General features: G+C 48.2%; 17 protein-coding genes. 7 read left to right on the top strand and 10 right to left on the bottom strand.

The features are described 5' to 3' along the window. The coding region (locus tag VM802_RS26295) for an aldose epimerase family protein (protein ID WP_524537103.1) at positions 1-460 on the top strand (460 nt) is incomplete at its 5' end. 53 nt (positions 461-513) lie between these two features. On the opposite strand, the gene VM802_RS26290 is transcribed toward VM802_RS26295, so the two are convergent. The 6 genes from VM802_RS26290 to VM802_RS26265 form a co-directional block, all read right to left on the bottom strand. Continuing rightward, positions 514-1,002 (bottom strand): hypothetical protein, encoded by a 489-nt coding sequence (locus VM802_RS26290; protein WP_325536330.1) that lies wholly within the window; start codon positions 1,000-1,002, stop codon positions 514-516. Positions 1,003-1,217: 215 nt separating this feature from the next. Continuing rightward, positions 1,218-4,310, bottom strand: coding sequence for an efflux RND transporter permease subunit (locus VM802_RS26285; protein WP_325536328.1), 3,093 nt, complete (start codon positions 4,308-4,310; stop codon positions 1,218-1,220). Between the two features lie 11 nt (positions 4,311-4,321). Beyond that, on the bottom strand, positions 4,322-5,368 hold the full coding sequence (locus VM802_RS26280; protein WP_325536326.1) for an efflux RND transporter periplasmic adaptor subunit: 1,047 nt from the start codon (positions 5,366-5,368) through the stop codon (positions 4,322-4,324). A gap of 12 nt (positions 5,369-5,380) precedes the next feature. Beyond that, a complete protein-coding gene (locus VM802_RS26275; protein ID WP_325536324.1) occupies positions 5,381-6,742 on the bottom strand; it encodes a TolC family protein in 1,362 nt (453 codons plus the stop codon). A 123-nt stretch (positions 6,743-6,865) separates the two neighbouring features. After that, a complete protein-coding gene (locus VM802_RS26270; protein ID WP_325536322.1) occupies positions 6,866-7,480 on the bottom strand; it encodes a TetR/AcrR family transcriptional regulator in 615 nt (204 codons plus the stop codon). 73 nt (positions 7,481-7,553) lie between these two features. Then, a complete protein-coding gene (locus tag VM802_RS26265; RefSeq protein ID WP_325536320.1) occupies positions 7,554-8,387 on the bottom strand; it encodes a hypothetical protein in 834 nt (277 codons plus the stop codon). Positions 8,388-8,698: 311 nt separating this feature from the next. Here VM802_RS26265 and VM802_RS26260 point away from each other — a divergent pair, with 311 nt between their 5' ends. After that, the gene (locus tag VM802_RS26260; RefSeq protein ID WP_325536318.1) at positions 8,699-9,349 is read left to right on the top strand and encodes an HAD family hydrolase; all 651 of its coding nucleotides are present in this window, start codon (positions 8,699-8,701) and stop codon (positions 9,347-9,349) included. A 65-nt stretch (positions 9,350-9,414) separates the two neighbouring features. Further along, on the top strand, positions 9,415-10,104 hold the full coding sequence (locus VM802_RS26255) for an NUDIX hydrolase (protein WP_325536316.1): 690 nt from the start codon (positions 9,415-9,417) through the stop codon (positions 10,102-10,104). Positions 10,105-10,263: 159 nt separating this feature from the next. Here the strand turns inward: VM802_RS26255 and VM802_RS26250 are convergent, their stop codons facing one another. Continuing rightward, positions 10,264-12,090: an alkaline phosphatase gene (locus VM802_RS26250; RefSeq protein ID WP_325536314.1), complete on the bottom strand. Its 1,827-nt coding sequence runs from the start codon at positions 12,088-12,090 to the stop codon at positions 10,264-10,266. Positions 12,091-12,200: 110 nt separating this feature from the next. Further along, on the bottom strand, positions 12,201-12,746 hold the full coding sequence (locus tag VM802_RS26245; RefSeq protein ID WP_325536312.1) for an RBBP9/YdeN family alpha/beta hydrolase: 546 nt from the start codon (positions 12,744-12,746) through the stop codon (positions 12,201-12,203). Positions 12,747-13,095: 349 nt separating this feature from the next. Between VM802_RS26245 and VM802_RS26240 the strand changes: the two genes are divergently transcribed. Next, a complete protein-coding gene (locus VM802_RS26240) occupies positions 13,096-13,899 on the top strand; it encodes a DUF4350 domain-containing protein (protein ID WP_325536310.1) in 804 nt (267 codons plus the stop codon). Here the strand turns inward: VM802_RS26240 and queG are convergent. Further along, positions 13,896-14,813 carry a tRNA epoxyqueuosine(34) reductase QueG gene (gene queG / locus VM802_RS26235; RefSeq protein WP_325536308.1) on the bottom strand — a complete coding sequence of 306 codons (918 nt, stop codon included), beginning with the start codon at positions 14,811-14,813 and terminating at the stop codon, positions 13,896-13,898. The genes VM802_RS26240 and queG overlap by 4 nt on opposite strands. Before the next feature lie 64 nt (positions 14,814-14,877). Between queG and VM802_RS26230 the strand changes: the two genes are divergently transcribed. After that, positions 14,878-16,911: a transglutaminase family protein gene (locus VM802_RS26230; RefSeq protein WP_325536306.1), complete on the top strand. Its 2,034-nt coding sequence runs from the start codon at positions 14,878-14,880 to the stop codon at positions 16,909-16,911. Then, positions 16,908-18,821, top strand: a complete 1,914-nt coding sequence (locus VM802_RS26225; protein ID WP_325536305.1) for a DUF3857 domain-containing transglutaminase family protein — start codon at positions 16,908-16,910, stop codon at positions 18,819-18,821. The genes VM802_RS26230 and VM802_RS26225 overlap by 4 nt, the downstream gene beginning before the upstream one ends. A gap of 2 nt (positions 18,822-18,823) precedes the next feature. Here VM802_RS26225 and VM802_RS26220 read toward each other — a convergent pair whose 3' ends face one another. After that, on the bottom strand, positions 18,824-20,119 hold the full coding sequence (locus tag VM802_RS26220) for an OmpA family protein (protein ID WP_325536303.1): 1,296 nt from the start codon (positions 20,117-20,119) through the stop codon (positions 18,824-18,826). A 364-nt stretch (positions 20,120-20,483) separates the two neighbouring features. On the opposite strand from VM802_RS26220, the gene VM802_RS26215 reads away from it, so the two are divergent. Then, complete coding sequence (locus VM802_RS26215; RefSeq protein WP_325536301.1) at positions 20,484-21,632, top strand: hypothetical protein; 1,149 nt, start codon at positions 20,484-20,486, stop codon at positions 21,630-21,632. Positions 21,633-21,648 lie beyond the last annotated feature (16 nt).

Genomic DNA, 21,648 nt, shown 5'->3' with positions numbered 1-21,648 from the left:
CTCAGTGGGCGGGCACCCGGCGTTTAAAGTACCGCTGATAAATGGCACTACGTATGAAGATTATTATCTCCACTTTAATAAAGAAGAAAATGCAGGCAGGTATCCACTTTCACCTGGCGGACAAATAGAACTCACTACTATTCCGCTACTGCAACATACACAGGAATTGCCGCTGAAGAAATCGCTTTTTTATGAAGATGCGCTTGTGTTCAAGCAACTGCAGTCTACAGCGATCAGCATCAGAAGTAATCATACGTCGCATGGACTCACATTGGCGTTTGAAGGATTCCCCTATATGGGCATATGGGCCGCCAAAGATGCAGATTTTGTTTGCATTGAGCCATGGTGTGGTATTGCAGACAGTGTAGCGGCGACCGGTAAGTTAGAAGAGAAAGAAGGGATCAACAGGCTGGCGCCGGCGGAAACATTTGAGAGAACGTGGACGGCAACTTTTTTCTGATAGAAAGGCAGTTAGCTTTTATTAATAAAAGCTAACTGCTAAAGTCTTAGACCTTAAAAATTATATCCAGCCTTCAGGCCCCAGAAGCCGTGGGTGCCATCTTTGAACCAGGCTTCATATTTACCTTCCACATCAAGTCCGAGTAAACGGATACCGATACCCGGAGCGAACAAGGCGCCGGTACCATTGTTGTAATCACCGAGGAAATTAACGGTACCACCTTCTGCTTTTACATACAGGATAGAAACAAGCGTGTACCGCAGACCCAGACGAACGGGGATGGCTTTTACAGAAGAAACATCCTTACCTTTCATATACATAAAACCTACAGAGCCTACTGCTGTAAGACCAGCTATCAGTTTCACATCAGCGCCAAGGCCAATGCCGCCACCGGGCTTGTGGGTTTTACTGAAGTCGCCTGTAGGAAAGGCTGCTTCGAGATAAGGTCCGATGCTAAACCTTTTCAATTGTGCCTGTGATGACTGCACACTAACACATACTGTCAAAAGCATGGCGGTAAATGCCAGGATGGTTTTTTTCATAAATCAAATTTTCAGAGGAAATGGATTTGGCGCAATTTAGGTAAAATTTTTCACGCAAAGGTGCAAAGATGAACAAAGAGCGCAAAGGGCCATTTTAAGCCAGCAAAGAACTGTTTTATAGCCCGTAAATACTATTGGTATCACAAAACAGTCTTATTTAACTTAAAATGGCCCTTTGCGCTCTTTGTTCATCTTTGCACATTTGCGTGAAACAACTACATTATCATTTCGGCATGACTCCTAACTTCATGGTGCGTAGTCTTCTTATCTACAGCAACGGCAGGCGGGATCAGCTTATACACGATTGGGGTTACAATACGTGATAGCAGGGTAGAGCTGATAAGGCCGCCGATCAATACTATTGCCAATGGCGCAATCATCGGATTGGATGATATAGCGATAGGTATTAACCCACCAATAGCTGTAAGGGATGTGAGCACGATAGGGAGAAAGCGCACTTCACCGGCTTCACGTATAGCCGCTTCGAGTGATTTACCCTGCGCCCGCAGCTGGTTAGTGAAATCTACCAGGAGGATCGTATTCTTCACTTCAATACCTGCCAGTGCAATCAACCCGATGATAGCGATGAAGGATAGCGGATTACCGGTCAGCCACAGCGCCACAGCCGCGCCCACAATACCCAGCGGAATCACAGACAATACAATCAGCGTGCTTTTGAAGGTCTTGAATTCCAGTACCAATACTGCAATGAAAAGGAATATTGTTGCAATGATGATAGTCTGGAAACCACCGAACGACTGTTCCCTGCTTTCAATTTCTCCTCCCATCTCATACGTGTATCCGGCAGGAAGTTTCATGGCATCCATCTGTTTGATGACGTCTCCTATCACTTTGTCCGGCAGGAATCCTTTCTTTACAAAGGCGCTTACTGCCACCGTGCGGTTCTTTTCCTGATGGCGAATACTTAGCGGGGATGTTTCCAGGCGGAGATCAGCTACCTGCGACAGCGGTATCGCTGTTCCCTGGCTGTTATTCACATACAGGTCACGGAATACATCCAGCGTAGGTTTCCCGGTTTTGGATTTTGTAAGTAGAATGTCATAGTCGTTGTCATTATTATCATTGTACTTTCCGAGGTTTATACCGGCTACGGCCAGGCGAACGGCCCTGTCGATATTGGCTGTGGGAATACCCAGTTGCTGTGCCTTTTCACGATCTATATGCACTCGTACATCTGTTTTCTGATTGCTTACCGGGTTGTTGGTGTAGATGGTGCCCGTTGTCTTTTCCAGCATCTTTTCCACATTACCCGCAAGCATGCGTAAGGTATCCAGGTTGTCGCCAAACACACGTACTTCCACCGGAGCAACGATAGGCGGCCCTTGTTCAAAATTCTTGACTTCGACTTTGGCGCCGGGATAGGGCGTCCATTTTTTACGCAGCGACTCAATCAACGCCAGTTTATCATCCGGGCTGGTATGCTCATCCAGCTGAACAAATATCTGTGCATAGTCACTGTGCTCATTTTCCGGAACCTCGTTGTAATAGATACGGGGATTGCCTTTGCCAATATTGCTGGCATAATACCTGATGCTCTTCTCCTGCTGGAGTTCTTTCTCCAGCTGCAACACAATCGCATTGGTGTAGTTCAGGTTGGATTGCGGGGGTGCTATCACATTGATAAGAAACTGGGGTTTCTCTGATGCAGGAAACAGGGTGAAACCTATTATCTTAAAGATGCCCAGCGATGCGGCAAAGATGGCAGATGCCGCGATAATTGTGAGTACCGGACGGTTCAGCGCTTTGTCCAGCAGTTTTGCATAGCTGCCATGTATCAATCTTTTGAGCGCGCGCATGAAGATGTTACCTTCAGGATTGCTGTGCTCTTTCAGCAGGCGGCTGGCCAGGAAGGGGATAATAGTCAGCGATACCGCCATAGATGCCAGTACGCTGAATATGACGGCCAGCGGCATACTGCGGATAAAATCGCCGCTGCCTTCCGGCATAAACACCAGTGGCATGAAGGCAATGATCAATGTAGCGGTACATCCTACTACGGCCATGCCTATCTGCGAAGTAGCCTTCAGTGTAGCTTCCATTCGGCTGTGCCCTTCCAGCATCCATCGCTCTATGTTCTCTATCACCACGATGCTGTCGTCTACCAGCAAGCCGAGTGCTACTACCAGCCCTACAATGCTCAGTTGGTTGAGGTTATAACCGAAGAACTGCAACAGTACCACGCCAATGGCAAGCGATAATGGGATAGAGATCATCACGATCAACGCAGGGCGTTGTCCCAGCGGAAGCAGCGTGATAGCTACCAGCAGGATGGCGATGATGAAGTCTTTACCCAGTGATCCCAGCCGCTTGTTCACCGCATTGGCCTGATCGAAATACTGCACCATGTCAATGTTTGCAGGCAATGTCTTTTTGAATTTCTCTATCACCGGTTTGTAGGCGGTCTGTGTTTTGCTGATGTTCTCACCGGCTTTTTGCGCTGCGGATACACTCACACTCCGGTGTCCGTTCAGGCGGGTAAAATACTTTTCATCTTCAAAGCCATAGTACACGGTGGCTACATCTTTCAGGAAGATATTTTTGCCGTTGACAGCGGTAACGATGGTGTTACCGATTTCACTGATGGATTGGTAATTACCGCTGGTTTTGATGTTGAAACTCTTTTGGCCTGCGTCTATGCTGCCGCCGGGGATATTGGCCATCTCACTTTGTATGGCGCTGGTTACAACGTTAACGGGCAGATGAAGCTGCGCCATTTTATCGAGCAGCAATTCCACGCGCACCTGTTGCTCAGGAAGGCCGTGTATCTTCACGTTTTTCAGGCTGGGTACTTTCTCCAGGTTGTCCTGCAATTTATCAGCATAGTAGCGGAGTTTATCCCTGGAAGCATTTTCAGAGATCAGTGCCACTTGTAATACATTCACATCAGAAGGTTCTGTCTTCTTTATTTCGATGCTGTAAATGTCGGAGGGAAGGTCTTTCTTTTTGTTGTTTACTTCACGCACCAGCTCCTGGTATTTGTTGTCTACGTTGGAGCTGTATTTGTATTCCACACGCATTACGGCTACGCCGTCGCTGATGTTGGTGCGCACGCGCTGTATATCGTCGAGGGCGTATATTTCCTTCTCCAGCGGATCTACTACCAGGTCTTCCATGTCTTTGGGACTGGTGCCAGGGTATATCACCACTACGTTGAACTGCGGGGCGCGCATTTCCGGATCTTCGGAGCGGGGCATGTTCAGAATAGTGGTAACGCCCAGCGCGATGATCATCAGGAATATCACCAGTGTGAACTGGTAGTTTTTGATGGCATAACCGGATATTTTCATGGCAGTAGTTGTTATTGAATGATACGGATAGAGGATTGATCTTTCAGGTAGGCGCTGCCGGAGATAATGAGCGCCCTGGCTTGTTCCATGCCCTGGCTGATCAGTACCTGGTCTTTTTCCATGCCGGCGATGGTAACGGGTATGCGCTGTGCGGTTTTGTTGTCGTTGGTAATGAATACATAACCGGTGCTGCCATTGCCGTCCAGCAGTGCTTCATAGGGGATGCTCCAGGCCCCGTTGCCGCTGGTATTGCCGCTGGTAATACGACAGCGGCCGAACATGCCTGTGGCGATGGCTGCGGGTTTAGGCCCCTGTAGCTGTACATCAATCATGAATGTTCCGCTTTGTGCGTCCACGCCTTCTGATTTACGTACCACTGTAGCCGGGAGTGTTTCGCCGGGAAGGGAAGTGGTTTCAACAGTTGCTTTGTCGCCTGCTTTTACTTCTGCCCATTCTTTATCGCTCACGCCTATACGAAGCAGCCAGTGTGCATTGCGGGCGCCATTGATCTGTAATACAGATGCTCCGGCGTTGACGAACTGGCCGGCATTGGCCAGCTTGCGCAGTACGTAACCGTCTTGTGTAGCCCTGATGGCGGAATAGCTGCGGTTGAACTGCACGGTGCTGAGTTGTTGTTTTGCGATATCCAGCGCTGTCTTGCTGTTCTGCAGCTGCTCAAGTGTGGCTACGCTGTCTTTATGCAGGTTCAGCGTGCGCTGATAGTCACGCTGCGCTTTCTCAAAGCCAAGCTGTGCCTGCTGCACCTGTGCATCTATTTCGGTGAGGTTGAGCGTAGCCAGCAGCTGACCGGTATGTACGGGATCGCCTTCTTTTACCAGTATGTTGTTGATGATACCGTTTGTTTTGAACGAGAGGTTTACTTCATCGTCTGTGGTAAACTGCCCGGAAGCTGTGATGGAAAGGGCGCCGCCCTGTCTGGCCAGTGGCATCACCTTCACAGGGATGATGGAAGTACTGTCGATGCCTTCCTGCTGAGGCTTGCTGCCGCAGGAGAACAATAACAGGGTGAGGGGAAGAAGCAAGGCTGTATGTTTCATGAGAGACTTTATTTAGTTGTTAGTGTTGATATTGTAAGAAGCCTGTGCACGTTCAACGGCAGCATAAGCGGTTTGTACGGAGGCCTGTGTAACGGCGATGCGTAATCTGGATTGTGTAAGCTGGTTCTGTGCGTCCAGCAGTTCGATGTAGAGCAGCTGTCCTTCCTTGTAGACTTTCAGCTGATCGCGGTAGTAGCGTTCGGAGAATGATAACTGGCTTTGGGCTGTACTGAAGTTGCGGATGGCTGTCTGGTAGTTGTTGACAGCTTCGTACAGCTGTAACCGTAATGCATCTGCGGTTTTTTCCGTTTCATTGGTAATAGCCTGAAGATCAATGCCTGCCTGTTTTATGCGGTAGGTATTCTTGCGGTAGGAGAATAGTGTCCATTCCAGGTTGACGCCCCAGAGGTAGTAGCGCGACTGATTATCGAACCGCGCGCCGGTTGCCTGTGAGCCGAGATCTATGAAAGTGCTTAGTTTAGGTATGAGATAGGAACGCTGCAATTGTTCGTTTAACCGGTAGGCATTGGCTGCGCTTTTATATTGCTGCAGCTCTTCGCGCCCATTGATGTCACCACCTGTAGCCAGTTGCGGTACGATCAGTAATGCGCTGTCCAGGGTGATGTTTTCATTCAGGTCCCGGTTCAGCAGGAAATTGAAGTAAGCCTTTGCATTGCGTTGTTCATTCATGGCCTTGCTGATATCAGCGTCAGTCTTTTCTTTTTCAGTCTGGGAGCGGTAAAGGGCGGTGTTGTTACGCAACCCGTTACGCACCATACTTTCATTGATACGGATGTTTTCGTTGATCAGTGCCATGGCATTGTTGTAGATAGCTACTGACTGGGATGCCTGGTAGAACTGATAGTACGCCGTTTTGATGTCCTGTACCAGCTGCCGTTTGTATACGTTGAGGGCGGCCTGCTGGCGGGTGATCTGTTCCCGTTTTATCTTCTCGTTATAATAGATCTCCGCATTAATCAAAGGCAGGCTGGCCCTGAATTTGGCGTCATAGAAATTATCCGGGTTCAGCTGGAAGGAAGTGTTCTCCAGTTGCGGAAAATCATGACGTCCGGTAAGCTGGTTCAGGGTTTTATATGCGGGGTTCAGCATATCGCCCAGTGGCATGTCAATAGTACGGCCGCCGGACGACCTGGTGTAACTAGCCAGGAAAGCTACATTGGGGCCGAAGAGACTTTTGGCTTCCTGCAATGCATACATGGACTTCTCCAGCTGGAAGTGCTGATCTTTTAATCCCTTGTTATTGCTGAACGCCTGTTGTATGTACTGATCCAGCACATTCTCCTGCGCAGCAGCGCTGAGTCCCAGGCATAGCAAGGGTATTAACAACGCTTTTTTGATGATGAACGTTGACATAATGAACAGTGTTTATTAAGGTCGAAAAAAATAAAGCCGGTCGGCTTTTATGTTGTCGTTGTTTATATAATGAACGGTGTTTAATAAGGATGATTAAAAAAAGCCGTTACGGGCTTTTTGTGACTATGCTCTGAGCAGTTTGAGGTAGTCCTTCAATGCTTTCTCAATCACCTTCGGAATGTCAGCTTCGTCAAATCCGGAGATCTTAAGTCTGCACCGCAGGTAAAGACTTACGAACCCATGTGCATGCGCCCAGGCAGATAATGTGGCCAGTCTTACATCATGCATGCGGATCAGTTTCTGAGTGACGCACTCCTCCATGATTTCTTCCAGGAAGCGGTAGCAGGCAAGGCCATTCATCCAGTCTTCAGACTCCTTCAGCGTGTTCATCGGCGCTTTGATAATGAACATCAGGTCGTACAACTCCGGCTGATCGAATGCGAACTGCAGGTACAACTGCATCAGTTGCTCCAGACGCTTCAGTGGGTCACGGGCGGTGAGCTTTTGCTCAAACATCACTCCTAACGCTATGAAAGCCTCTCCCTGCATATCATGCAACAATTCATCCTTGTCTTTATAATAGAGATAAATAGTAGCCGGACTATATTCTATCTTTTCTGCAATATTCCTGATCGATATTTTCTCATAACCTTCCTCTACGAACATCTTAATGGCTGCATCTACTATACGCCTGCGCATGTCGGCCTTCTCTCTTTCTTTTCTTTCTGCGATCCCCATGTAAAGAATGTTTACAGTGCAAATTTACTAAACAGTGTTTATTAACCAAATATTTTTTCGGGAAATGGAAAATCTACGATTCAAAGATCCATAACCGGCCATTAATCTGTTGTGTTATAACAGGGAGACTAGATACGCGGATGACCTTTTCCGGCATCTGCCATTCCCAGTTGGCGATGCTGTCATCGGCTGTGGTAAAGAGCCGGATGGATTCTGTATAAATATCCTGTTCATTGAGTGCCCTGCTGCGGAAGCTGGTGAGGGCGTCTGAGAGGATGGAGGGAAGCTGTTCCCCGGGACCTGTAAGGTGCAGCATATCGGCGGCCCGTTGATTCACCCAACCGGAATGCCCGTCGTTGTTGGTAAAAATCACGGCATGCGGCATGGTATGCAACATAGCGGCAAAGCGCATGGCTACGCCCTGAAAATAGAGCTGTTGTTGTGTTTGCAGGAGTATCTCCTTCAGTCGGAGCCGGATAGTTTCCACGAACTCCCGCTGGGGCGCTTCAAAGGTTTGCGGGTTGCTCCAGCCCAGTACAATAAGGCTATTGCCTGGTTCTACATTCAACGGAATAACCACGGCAGAGCTGTGTCCCTCCAGCTGCCCTTCAAAGGGATGCAGCTGAGGCGGAGGTATCTCCGGCCAGTAGATATTCTTGTAAGCATGCCTGAACGCCAGCTCCCGCAAAGGGCCTGGTTCCAGTATATAATCATTCAGGTATGCAGGGGTTGCATTCCTTACCCTGGCAGTGGTCTCACTCTCAATATCGGTCTGGAAGGCGATATCCGCATCCAGCAGGTTCTTGGCGAGCTTGATGCTGAAGGAGAGAAAGGATGATATGTGCTTATCTCTGTCCCATCTGCTCGTCTGATTGATAAAATGCAATGCTTTACGTTCCCAGGTCACGTCGATAGAATTAAAATGTCAGCAATTAATTTACTTCCCGGTTGGGTTGGTATTAACGTGAATGACTATACGCAATTCCTGACGGGTAAACATTCATAAATAGTGTACTCCGGTCATTAAACACAACAATCACATCTTCCGGAATATTCATACGGCCAGTAACTTTCATAGTGACAATCATTGTAACCAATCAAATATAATGATTTAATACCAATCAACGCAGATCATCTCTGTTTAGTGATTGGCGCCTGGCACTTAGCAGAAGTACCTGAATGCTAAAAGCTAAAAGCTGTTTTGACTATCTTCGCAGCATGAAAGCGTTTTTATTCGACATGAACGGAACCATGATCAACGACATGGAATATCACCTGGAAGGATGGTTCAATATGCTGACCAGGCTAGGGGCTGGCCTCAGCAGGGAAGAAGTAAGAGGGCATATGTACGGCAAGAATGAAGAACTGCTGATGCGCGTATTTGGTAAAGATCATTTCACTATGCAACAGATGGACGACATTGCGCATGAGAAGGAAGTGCTTTATCAGGAGGCCTTCCGCCCGCATCTGCAGCTGATCAGCGGCCTGCCGGAATTTTTGCAGCAGGCAGCGTATACCGGTATCCCGATGGCTATCGGCTCTGCTGCCAACGATTTCAATATCAGCTTTGTGCTGGATAATTTGAACCTGCGTCACTATTTTAAGACGATAATAGGCGCTGAAGATGTAATACACAGCAAGCCAGATCCGGAAGTATTTCTGAAATGCGCTGCTGCACTTGGTGTATCACCACAGGATTGCATTGTGTTTGAAGACGCACCCAAAGGGGTGGAAGCTGCACTGAACGCCGGTATGGAGGCAGTAGCAGTTACTACTATGCATACGCGCGAGGAGTTCAATGGGTATAACAATATCCGGATGTTCATCCACGATTACACGGACCCCGCACTGCAACTACTGTTCCGCTAAGCGGGATATATTTTCAAATATCCGCAGCGTAGCCTAAATTGAGCAACTATTTAAACCTTACTCGTATGAAACGATACTCCGGGCAGTCGAGAATGCTGGTGGCTGTGGATTGTATTATATTCGGCTTCGACGGGCAGGAACTCAAGCTGTTGCTTATCAAACGGGGCTTTGAGCCACTCAGGAACAAATGGAGCCTGATGGGTGGTTTTGTGCAGCCCAGCGAAAGCCTCGAAGAAGCCGCTGCTAATGTATTGTACCGGCTCACCGGCCTGGATAATGTGTACATGGAACAACTGCACGGCTTCAGCGCGCCTGACCGCGATCCGGTGGAGCGCACACTGTCAATGGCTTTCTTCTCACTCGTCAGCATCAGCCAACCGGAGCTCAACCTGCGCCCGGAATATCATGCAGAATGGATACCACTGAGCAAGGTGCCTTCCCTCATACTCGATCATAGCCGTATGGTACAGATGGCGCTGGAGAAGCTCCGCTACAAAGCGGCTATTCACCCTGTATTGTTTGAGCTGCTGCCCGCGAAATTTACCATCCCGCAGTTACAGACGTTATACGAAGCAGTGTACAACGTTACTTTCGATAAACGTAACTTCAGCCGCAAAGTCTTATCCACCGGACTTTTACTAAAACAGAAGGAAAAAGATAAACTTAATTCGAAGAGAGGCGCGTTTTATTATAAACTGGATAAGCGCAGATATAACGCCAACTTCCATGCGTTTCTGAACTTTGTACGATTGTAGTTTTCTCGCAAAGAATGCAAAGGGAGCAAAGCAGCGAAGGATTTTTTAAGTTTGATTAAGACTGATTTTGAGTATCAGGAAATAATGTGATCTCAAACTTAATCTTCAAAAGTTAAAAAAACTTTGCGGCTTTGCTCCCTTTGCATTCTTTGCGAGAAACTACAGTCCGTATGCTTTCAATATCTTTCTGAAGATTTCATTATTCTCATATACGCCCCTGAAAAGCTGTGAGTTGGGACCATAAGCAAACACCATAACGGGAATGCCTGTATGGTCGTTGGTGGCAAAGTGGCCACGCAGGCTGCCGTTGGCTATGTTGCCATCCATCAGTGCAAGACCGCCTGTTTCATGATCAGCAGTTACAATAACGGTGGTCTGTTTGTCTTTATCTGCAAACTCCAGTGCTTCGCCAACAGCTTCATCAAAATCCAGCATCTCACGCACCAGGTAGTCCAGGTCATTCATATGGCCGCCGTGATCAATGCGGGAGCCTTCTATCATCAGGAAAAACCCTTTGCCGGATGCATTGAGCTGCTGCAGCGCTTTTTTAACGGCCTGCTTCAGATAAGCGCCACGGCCGTCGCGCATGGAAGTAACTACGTTATCCGGCAGGATTACGAGGGTGCGGTTTTTCGTAGCAGCGTTCCAGGTATCCAGGTTGTCGTACAGTTGTACGCCGGCTTTGGTAAGCTGATCGCCAAGATCTTTTTCTATTTCAGCCCTGCCGCCACCAACTGCGAGCTGCAGCTTGCTTTGCAGTAGCTGCTGTGCGAGCGTGCGTGTGTTGTCGCGGTCTTCGGTATGGCCATAAAACGAAGCGGGAGTCGCGCCGGTGATCTCTTCGGTTACTACTACACCACTCTGGATACCTTTAGGGGCCAGCACTTCCGGGAGTACAGGAATAGAAACGTAAGTGTTGTCCATACCTATTTCGCGGTTATTGGTCTTGCTGCCTGTGCCCATAGCGGAGCCACCAGCAGCGGAATCGGTGTGGTAGTTATCGACCGACTGGGTTTTAGACAATCCCAGTTGCTTCATCTGGAATATATTGAGTGCGCCTTTGTTGACGGTGTATCCGGCAAACATTTCAGCGAGACCAGTACCATCCCCGATCAGCAGGATCACATTTTTAGAACGCACGTTGGTAGCGTCTGCCTTGTATTCCGGTGTATATATCTTATGCACGGGCAGGTTGCCGGCAGTGGTTTTAGCGGTGTTATGGATGACGTCATACAGTTCTGCGGGAGTGTCGGTGCCGATGAAGTCCACGCCGAGGTCCATCAGTTTATAGTAGCAGGTTCTCGCTGAAGGTGTACCCCAGAAGCGGAAGGGGAAGCCCTGTTGATGGGCGCGGTCTACTGCGGCGGTTACCTTTTGCAGTTCGGTGGGGATCAGGGTGCCTTTACCGTTCCATTTGCTGTACTTGTGAAAATCTTCACTGATCATGGCTACACGGCTCTTCAACGTTACCGGATATACGCTGTCAGGTCGTCCGTCAAAGAAGAACATGGCATCGTAATCCTGCCAGGTGGCTGTTGGCGGTACATTTCCGGAGAGCACAATTTTAACGGCATCCGGATTCACCGTTCTGTCGAAATATTGACGATAAGGCAGCAGTAGTTCCTGCAAAGCTCTGAGCGTAGGAGCACCTGCTGTTTTAATATCTATCAACAGCTGCATAGGAGCGCCGTCGGCATATGCCTTGCCGTTGTACAGCGCAAACTGTCTTACTACGGGTAACAGGTACATTTCCTTAAAGGTGCGGAAGGGCTTAATATCCCGGTCGTCGTGTGCAACATAAATTACACCATCTCTGAGATGAATGTCTGCTTCAATGGAACCAAATTGTAAAGAGGCAGCCTGGTAAAATGGCGTGCTGCGCTCGTAATCGTTGTGGGAGTGGGCGTTGGCCAGTGTGTATGGTTTCGTTTGTGCATTCGCGTTAGTAATCAGGAACAAGCCTGACAGTGCCAGTAGATATTTCACGTAGATCAGATTTTATAACCGGCCGCAAAGATCATGTTAATATACTTTTCTTCATAGCGGCTTAACATAAAGGTAATATACCGGTAACAGGATGGCGGCAGAAATATCTCTTAAAGTGTGGGCCAGTTTTGCACCAGTTCTTTCAGTAGTTTTTGTCCTTCCGGCCAGTCCTTCAGCCCGGAAGTGGCGTTGATATGGCCTTTGGCCCCGGCGTTCACAAAGCGGCTGTTCCATTTCCCAGCGAAGTGGCCTGCCCGTTCAATCGTGCAGTATTCATCGTTGGTACTGGCAACTATAATGCTTTTGAAAGATAAAGGAAGCATAGGGATAGGAGAGAAGCCACGGGCTTCTGCTGGAAATCCCTGGCGCTCCGCGTCAGCAGGCGCTACCAGCAAGGCACCGGTAATCGGGAGCTTCGTTTGCTGTGCCCAGTGTACCAGGGCTATGCAGCCAAGGCTGTGCGCTGCAATCACTACCTGCGACCCTGCTGCAGCCACGGCTTGTTCTATGGCAGCTACCCATTCAGCACACACAGGTGCGTCCCAGTCTGGCATGGTAATACGTTGTGTCCCGGGAATAGTTTGTTCCCAGAGCGTTTGCCAATGTAATGGTCCGGAGCCATTAAGCCCCGGCGCGGTCAGAACTTTTGTTTCCATGACGATCGCTGGGTTGGTAGTGAAAGATAGTGAAATCAGTAGTAAAAGAGAAAGGTCGAAAGAATTCGACCTTTGTTCTAAAAATTCCACGTTATGGCACTCAGGTCCATAAAAAGTTAATCAGTGATATATATTCCGAACTGAATAAGTCAATTTTAACCGGGCGTTATTAAATGCGCCCTTAAGTTAGTACAAAAGTAGGAGATGCTAAACCTATTCGCAAGTATTTAGCATACAATATTTTCATAATCCAGGCAAAACCGCCATGCCAGCTGATTTTAAAGCTCGACAAGTTCACGGCTATGATCTCTGCATTTTAATATGTATTTTTTTACTTTAATCCCTGCATATGCCACGTATCATTACCCTGTTGATGCTATCCTGTGTCTTCACATCCACTGCGGCGCAGCAGACAGCAAAAGGTCTGAAAGCAACATTGGACTACTACTATAACTATGAGCACCGTATCAATAAAGCCGGTGTTACAGCGCGTTGGCACTATATCTGGGATGAACAGGACAGTGGCGGCCTCTCTGTATGGGGCGGTATTATGGATTCACTGGGCCTGAAAAGGGATAGCCTGCACGAAGCCCCCACCACGGTCAATCTTCGTAATACGGATATTTACATCATTATAGATCCTGATACAGACAAAGAATCCCCCTCACCGCATTATATGACTACAACAGACGCCACGGCTATTTATAACTGGGTGAAAGCGGGTGGGGTATTGTTGTTGCTGGAAAATGACTCGCTGAATGCAGACTTCGCACACTTCAATATACTCAGTGAAAAATTCGGTATCCATTTTAATGGCGATAGCCGTAACCGTGTACAGGGGCGTAACTGGGAGCAGGGCGCTTTCGTGATCCCGCCGGGGCATGAAATATTTCCGGATGCAGGAAAAGTATACATCAAGGAGCTTTCTTCCCTGAGCATCCAATCGCCGGCACAGGTGGTGTATGAAGCAGATGGGCACGTGATCATGGCCGTAGCGCACGTTGGCCGTGGCGCTGTGTTTGCCGTAGGAGACCCCTGGTTTTATAATGAATATACGGATGGTAAAAGGTTACCGGCGGAATACCGGAATTATGCAGCGGCTGTGAATCTCACGCAGTGGGCCATCAAACAGCGTTTAACTGCCAAACGTTAGCGTGGCTTCAGGAACTCCAGATTCCGCCGGATACCGGCATATTTGGATCGCTTCATCGGAGAATGCCTGAAGATGTTTTTAAAGGCCTCTTCGGTAAGGTCTTCCCAGTCTTGCGTATTAAAGTTAAGGATGGCGGGGATTGGAGTAAACTCCGGTTCCTGGTGGGCTTTTGCGAAGCGGTTCCAGGGGCATACGTCCTGGCAGGTATCGCAGCCGAACATCCAGTTATCGAACTGCCCTTTCATCTTATCCGGGATCAGCATGTCTTTCAGCTCAATCGTAAAATAAGAGATACAGCGGCTGCCGTCTACTACGCCAGGCGCCACCAGTGCGCCGGTGGGGCAGGCATCCAGGCAACGGGTACAGGACCCGCAATAGTCACCCACAGGACCGTCGTATTCCAGTTCCAGGTCAGTGATCAGGGTGGCAATGAAGAAAAAGGAGCCGGCCCCTTTGTGGATGATATTTCCGTTCTTTCCAATCCAGCCAAGGCCGCTGCGCTGCGCCCAGCTGCGTTCCAGCACCGGCGCAGAGTCTACAAAACCGCGGCCCTGCACCTCGCCGATTTGCTCCTGCATCCGCTGCAGCATGGTCTTCAGCCTGGCCCTGATCACCTCATGATAATCATGACCGTAAGCGTATTTGGCAACTTTCGGCATATCCGGCTGTTGCTGCTTTTCCGGGAAGTAATTGAAAAGGAGCGTGATCACCGAGCGGGCGCCGTCCACCAGTTTGCGGGGGTCGATGCGTTTGTCGAAGTGATTTTCCATGTACTGCATCGTGCCATGCATCCCTTTGCTGAGCCAGGTCTCCAGGCGGCGCGCATCGTCCTCCAGCTGCACCGCCTTCGCAATGCCGCAATAGTCAAAGCCCAGCTCACGTGATAGCTGCTTGATAAATGCAGTATGATTCATCCTGCAAAAGTAACACAATTCAAATTTTCCCTATCTTGCACCGGCATATAATCCCTATGCATTTATGAATATGTATTGCAAGCGCGCATTGCTAACCCTTCTTCTGGGCTGTTTGTTTGTAACCATTTTTGCCCAGGACAGAACCAAGATCAAATTTGGTAAGATTGATAAGTCTGAGTTTGCACTCGGCAGGTTTGAAAAAGATACCGGCGCTCACGCTATTGTGCTCTCCGCGATCGGATCATCAACATTTGAAAGCGATGGCGCCGAACTTCGCCTCGTTTACAAAGTACACCGCAGGATAAAGATTGTGGATAAGAATGGCTATGATCTTGCCACTGTTAAGGTCTGGCTGTATAAAGACGGATCGGAGGAAGAAAAACTTTCCAACGTAAAAGCTGCTGCCTACAACCTCGAAAATGGCGAGATCGTGGAAACGAAGATCGACAGCAAGAGTATCTTCACAGATAAGCAAAGCAAGAATATCGTCACCAAAAAATTCGCCATACCGGCAGTGAAGGAAGGTACTATTATTGAGTATACCTACACTATTTCATCACCTTACTACCAGTACCTGCGCTCCTGGGAATTCCAGGGAGAATATCCTGCACTCTGGAGTGAATACACGGTTACCATTCCGGAGTATTTCGATTATGTGTTCATTAACCAGGGCTATGAGAAATTTGTGATACAGACAAAGGAATCGTCTATCGGACATTTTACGTTGAGAGGAGAGAAGGAAGCTGCCTACGGAAAAACATCAGAAATATTCTCTGTTTCTCCCGGCATTACCACTTACAAATGGGCGCTGAAAGATGTTCCGCCTATCCGGGATGAAAGCTTTATCACTACAACGGATAACTATACACGAAAAATTGAATTTCAGCTCTCGGCCTACAACTGGCCAGGGCAGCCATCCAAACCGGTGAGAACCACCTGGGCCAAACTGATGGAAGACCTTCAGAAATCTGAAAGTTTCGGAAAACAACTTACCAACAACAACAACTTCCTCAGCGATAAAGTATCAGAGCTGACAAAGGATACGAAATCAGACAAAGAGAAAGCGGAAAAAATCTATGTCTGGGTGCGCGACAATTACACCTGTACAGATCATACTGCGCTGTGGTGTGAAGGCGACCGGACGCTCAAAACGTTGTTCAACAGTAAGAGCGGCAATGTGGCGGAGATAAATCTGCTGCTGATTGCCATGCTGAAGAAAGCCGGACTGGAAGCTTATCCCGTTATCCTCAGTACGAGGGATAACGGCTACGTATACCCGTACTACCCGCTGCTTTCCCGCTTCAACTACACCATTGCCGCTGTTATGACAGATGGTGAACTAACCCGTCTGGATGCCTCACGTCCGCTGCTTGGCTTTGGCAGACTGCCAGCCAGCTGCTATAACGGCGACGCCCGCGTAGTGGATGAACAGGGTACGGTAATGCCGCTGGCTACCGATTCACTGAAAGAACAGAAATTTACCAGCGTATTTATCAGTAAAATCGCAGACGGTAACATAGAAGGCTCTTTCCAGCAACGCCCTACCTACTTTGAATCTTACAGGATAAGACAGGAGATAAAAGAAAAAAGCCAGGACGAATATTTTAAGAAGATTGTAAAAGGATATACCAGTGAAATATCATTATCTGAAAAGGAAATCGAAGGACTTACTGACCTGGGAAACCCCCTGATGGTGAAGTACAGCTTCAAACTGAACGCCGGCAATAGTGATGTACTCTATATTAATCCTCTGTTCGGTGAAGCATATAAACATAACCCCTTCAAATCTATGGAACGTAGTTTTCCGGTGGAGATGGAGGCCGTATACGATGAAGTATATTCTCTCAACCTGGAAATTCCCGAAGGATATGTGGTGGATGAAATGCCTAAGCCAGCCATTGCAAAATACAATGAAGAGGAAGGACTCTTCCAGTACCTGATACAACAGCAGCAGGATCATATCCAGTTGAGATGTCGCGTAAAGCTCACCAAAGCTAACTTCCAGCCGGAAGAATATGCCTCCCTGCGCGAGTTTTTCGACCTGATTGTGAAGAAACAGGCAGAACAGATTGTATTAAAAAAGAAAAGTAAAGCATGATGAAATTCCTCCAACCGACTGCTATCTTATTACTGACAGCCTTCAGCTTACCAGCATCAGCGGGCGATCCTGTATATCCCGTCTGTGCTATTCCTGCTGCATTAAAGGAAAATGCGCATGTGGTAAAAAGAACAGAGGAATATACAGTGGATATCCGGGACCTGCGTGATGTACGCGTTACCAAACACTATGTATATACTGTGCTGGATGCCGCCGGCGCTGATGATGCCATCATGCTGGAATACTATGGTAAGCTGCGTGAGATAAGGTCTGTAGAAGGTATCTTGTATGATGCAGACGGTAAACAGGTGAAGCGTATGAAACAAGCGGATGTAAAAGATCTCAGCGCTGTGGATAACGGTAGCCTCATGACAGATACCAGGAAGAAATTCCACTCTTTCTTCCACAGCGTGTATCCGTTTACCGTAGAATACCGGGTGGAGATACGTTACAACTGTACCAACCAGTTACCGGTATGGGTGCCGCAGGAAGAGTATGACTGTACCGTACAACAAAGCAGTCTCACCGTTACTGCACCCGCAGGTTTTGAGCTGCGTTATCATACATACCTGTATAACGGCGAGCCGGCCACATCATCTGATAAAGGTATTAAAACTTATATCTGGCAGGTAAAAGACATACCGGCCATGAAGAAAGAAGCGTTCGCAGAAGAATTCTATAAACGCACACCTTCTGTATTCCTTGCCCCCGGGGAGTTTGAAATAGAGGACTATAAGGGCCGCATGAATACCTGGAAAGACTTTGGCAACTTTATTTACCACCTGAACCAGGGAAGGGATGTATTACCTGATAATATAAAGCAGAAAGTACACCAGCTTACAGATGCATTGCCTGCCCGTGAAGATAAAATCAACAGCCTGTATAAATATATGCAGCAAAACTACCGCTATATCAGCATACAGCTGGGTATTGGCGGCTGGCAGACCTTTGATGCAACCACGGTGGCAGCTAAAGGTTACGGCGACTGCAAGGCCTTATCTAATTTTATGATGGCTATGTTGAAGGAAGCCGGTATTTCATCGAACTGTGTACTGGTAAAATCGGGAGATGGAGTGACATCCCTGCGGGAGGATTTTCCTTCCCCGCAATTCGATCATGAGATCCTCTGCATCCCCGGCGCCAAAGACACGATGTGGCTGGAGTGTACCAGCAATACCCTGCCCGTAGGCTATCTCAGCGCCTTCACAGCCAACAGGCCTGTATTGGTGATAGATAGTGCTGCCAGCAAGCTGGTACGTACACCTGACTACAATATGGACTATAATCTGCAACAGACCAGCATTACTGCCACAATAGACGAAGCCGGAAATATCCATGTGAACTCACATACGATGCGCACGGGTATGCAGCAGGATGGCCTGCACGAGAGATTACATACACTGAGTGAAGAAAAACAGCTGGAGGAACTGAGAGAAGGACTGGACCTCGCCAGCTATGATATTGTAAGCCATAAGTACAAAGAGGAGCCGGGGATTAAGCCTGCCATTGAAGAGCAACTGGAAATCAACGGGCATAACTACGCAACGGTAACGGGTAAACGGATGTTTGTGGCGCCTAACATTCTTAACAGGAACAGCCTCAGGCTGGAAGAGGAAACCGCCCGTAAATCGCCGATCCGCTTTAATCATGCCTACAGGGATATTGATACTGTGAAAATCACCGTACCAGCCGGTTACAGACTGGAGTCGCTGCCTGCGCCGGTATCGTTGAAAAATCAGTTCGGCGTTTATACAGCTGTTACTGAGATGAAAGGTAATACCATCAGCTATATCAGGAAAATAGAGCATAAGGCGGGAACCTTTCCTGTAACAGACTTCGCGGACCTGGTAAAATTCTACAACACCATCTACAGATCAGACCGCAACAGGCTGGTACTGGTGAAAGAGTAGGATTATTTTTCCCTGATGCTTACAGATATATGCCTGTCTTTCTTACGTTCTTCATCCGGCGCGGTGGCGGCAGCTTTGGCGAATTGAGAGCCATAACCTTCCGCTCCCAGCAGCTGGTTGACATCTGTGTTCAGTTTCTTGAGGGCTGTCACCACTGCTTCGGCACGCTGTCCGGAGAGCTTCAGGTTTAGTGTGCTGTCGCCTGTTCTGTCAGTGTAGCCGCCGATCTTGATCTTCGCTTTCGGGAACGCTTTCATGATTGCAGCAATATTGCCTACCTGCTGTTTGCTGTCTTCCGTCAGTTCTGCACTACCTGTTTTGAAATTGAGATTATCAAAATCAAACCACACATCTTTACCTGCCTTACGTGTATCATCTTTGAGGAAGTTCACAACCTGGTCTTCAATACCGCCTTTATAAGCCTGCAGCACGGAGCCGTCGGGCAGTGTTACCTGGATGCTCTCCCGTGTTTCTGTAGTGGTGGTTGGAGTGCTGGCGCTTCCATTGGCATTCATATTTACTGAATCTGCCAGCTGGCTGGTAGTAACGCTATCAGTAGCAGCAGCATTGTCGTGTTTACCACCGCCGCAACCTTTCATCAGGTACCACAGCAGGATAATGGCTACGAGTATCAGCAGGAGCGACCAAAGCCAGCGGCTTCCGCCTCCCTGTTTCACGGTATTGACAGTGGCGTTGGCAGCATTGGCAGCACCGGAACCTATTCCCGAAGCAATGTTGCCAAGTTTTTTGCCCAGATCACCCAGACTGGCGAGACCCAGGATACCAGCCAGATTGAAACCGCCCGGAATCGCGCCCAGGATCTTGTCTTTCTGTGTATTCAGATAGGAAACGAAGCCGTCGGCGGAAAGATTGTTCTGTATTGCGTGCTGGCCGGCAACACCCAGGGCAGCCGGGGCAGCGGTTTGCAACAATGTATTGGCCGACGATTCCTTAATGCCCGCAAATGATGCCAGTGAGCCTGCAATGCTGCCAATTTTGTCGCCAAAAAGCTGGCGAAGCAGATCTCCTCCTTTGGCAAGAAGGCCGCCGCCGCCACTTTGCAACGCACCGGTAATAGCAGAAGGACTCGCATCTCCGGCCACACCTTTGATCATATCAAGCAATCCCCCCGCATTCCCCGATCCGGCTTTATTCAACAAACCGGCGAAAATGGTCGGGATAATACCACCTAAGGCTTTCTGTATTCCTCCCTCGCTCTCTCCCAATTGTGAGGAAGCCTGACTAATGACATTGTTGTTAAAAAGGTTTTTTGCACTTTCTAATAAGTCAAATGACATAATTGTAGGGTTTAATGATGAAGAATATGTAGTATGATAATTGCTTTTTGGAGGTTTCAAGAATTGTATAACAAATACATCACTTTAGTTGTTTGATCCTGTTTAATTAATTTTCGTTTGGTCCCCCGCAGGTTTTTTCGTACCTTCGCTGTGCTTAACGCAATTCCGGCTGTTTAATGCGCCTTCCGAGCGCGATGCAATACGCTATAACAGCCAATATTTATTGGTAATTTGATCATTTGTCGGGCCGCTTCGTGCCCGGTTTCCGTTCCGGCTCGCTGTTTTACGCAGTAGCAATGCACATAGAAATTCCCTATGTCGCCTGGAATAAGATCAGCTTAAACATATTAAATAATTGATGTCTATGATTAAAACGTCATTGCATTGGTTGTTGCTATGCTTACTGCTCCTCTTGCCTTGTATGCTTGTTGTTGCACAGGATAGTACTGAAACCAGAAAAGATAAGCCAACGCTCCATATCGGCGGCGCGCTGCGCTTTAACTACAACCTCTCTTCCTGGAAAAAGGAACAGGTGAAACGCGGTGGTGATTTCGGCTTTGATATGTTCCGTATCAACGCGGACGCCGCATGGAAAAAATTATCCCTGCATGCTGAATACCGCTTCTACTCTAAGGATTTCGGAGGCGGTATGCTGAAGGAAGGTTATGTACGATATAACTTCAACGATAGTACACACATCGACATTGGCCTTAGCCAGGCGCCTTTTGGTAATCAGACATACAATTCCCATAGCTGGTTCTTTAATCTGCCATACTATGTCGGTAAGGAAGATGATTATGACATGGGTATCAAGTTTGTTCGCAGGCAGCCCAAATGGCAATACCAGCTTGCTTTCTATAAAAATGCGGAAGAGCTTACCTTCGGTGATAAATCTGAAACAAGCCACAGCCGCTATTCGTATGATGTGGCCGGAAGAAACAAAGAGGTAAATCAGGGTAATGCCCGTGCAGAATATTTCCTCCACAAAAACAGCAGTATAGGCGCCTCCGTTATGCTCGGCGGGCTTTATAACATTCCCACCGGTAATATGGGAAGCCACTGGGCCGCTGCTTTACATGCAGACCTGAACCACCGCAGATGGAACCTCAAGCTGCAATCAATGTACTACCGTTACAACGCTGCCGACTCTGCGCAGTTCAACAACTATGTTGATATGGCCGCTTACGGCGCCTCTTATAAAGTAGCAGCAGAAGCATTCCTGCACACGGCATCACTGTCGTACACACTGCCAGTTCACTGGGGACCAGTAAGTACGCTTACTTTTTATAACGATTACTCCTATATGAAAAAGCCGGTTGCCGCTTTCAACGATACACAAATGAACGTACTGGGTTGCATGGTTACAGCCGGACACATATTCACATATATCGACTGGGCCTCCGGCAAGAACCAGCCCTGGCTAGGTCCCGTATGGACAGACGCGCTGGCGGCAGGAACGCCCGGTGAAAAATGGCATCATCGCTTCAACATCAACATCGGTTACTATTTCTAACAGCTGAAGGCTTCAG

Source organism: Chitinophaga sp., from assembly GCF_035538455.1.
GTDB lineage: Bacteria > Bacteroidota > Bacteroidia > Chitinophagales > Chitinophagaceae > Chitinophaga.
The sequence above is the reverse complement of the archived record's forward strand: the minus strand, read 5'-3'. Positions and strand labels throughout refer to the sequence as shown.

Coding starts and splice junctions, on each gene's coding strand:
- VM802_RS26280 (WP_325536326.1), bottom strand. CDS start 5,368: ATGAAACATACAGCCTTGCTTCTTCCCCTCACCCTGTTATTGTTCTCC.
- VM802_RS26255 (WP_325536316.1), top strand. CDS start 9,415: ATGAAACGATACTCCGGGCAGTCGAGAATGCTGGTGGCTGTGGATTGT.
- VM802_RS26215 (WP_325536301.1), top strand. CDS start 20,484: ATGATTAAAACGTCATTGCATTGGTTGTTGCTATGCTTACTGCTCCTC.
- VM802_RS26230 (WP_325536306.1), top strand. CDS start 14,878: ATGAATATGTATTGCAAGCGCGCATTGCTAACCCTTCTTCTGGGCTGT.
- VM802_RS26245 (WP_325536312.1), bottom strand. CDS start 12,746: ATGGAAACAAAAGTTCTGACCGCGCCGGGGCTTAATGGCTCCGGACCA.
- VM802_RS26285 (WP_325536328.1), bottom strand. CDS start 4,310: ATGAAAATATCCGGTTATGCCATCAAAAACTACCAGTTCACACTGGTG.
- VM802_RS26225 (WP_325536305.1), top strand. CDS start 16,908: ATGATGAAATTCCTCCAACCGACTGCTATCTTATTACTGACAGCCTTC.
- queG (WP_325536308.1), bottom strand. CDS start 14,813: ATGAATCATACTGCATTTATCAAGCAGCTATCACGTGAGCTGGGCTTT.
- VM802_RS26260 (WP_325536318.1), top strand. CDS start 8,699: ATGAAAGCGTTTTTATTCGACATGAACGGAACCATGATCAACGACATG.
- VM802_RS26220 (WP_325536303.1), bottom strand. CDS start 20,119: ATGTCATTTGACTTATTAGAAAGTGCAAAAAACCTTTTTAACAACAAT.
- VM802_RS26240 (WP_325536310.1), top strand. CDS start 13,096: ATGCCACGTATCATTACCCTGTTGATGCTATCCTGTGTCTTCACATCC.
- VM802_RS26290 (WP_325536330.1), bottom strand. CDS start 1,002: ATGAAAAAAACCATCCTGGCATTTACCGCCATGCTTTTGACAGTATGT.
- VM802_RS26270 (WP_325536322.1), bottom strand. CDS start 7,480: ATGGGGATCGCAGAAAGAAAAGAAAGAGAGAAGGCCGACATGCGCAGG.
- VM802_RS26275 (WP_325536324.1), bottom strand. CDS start 6,742: ATGTCAACGTTCATCATCAAAAAAGCGTTGTTAATACCCTTGCTATGC.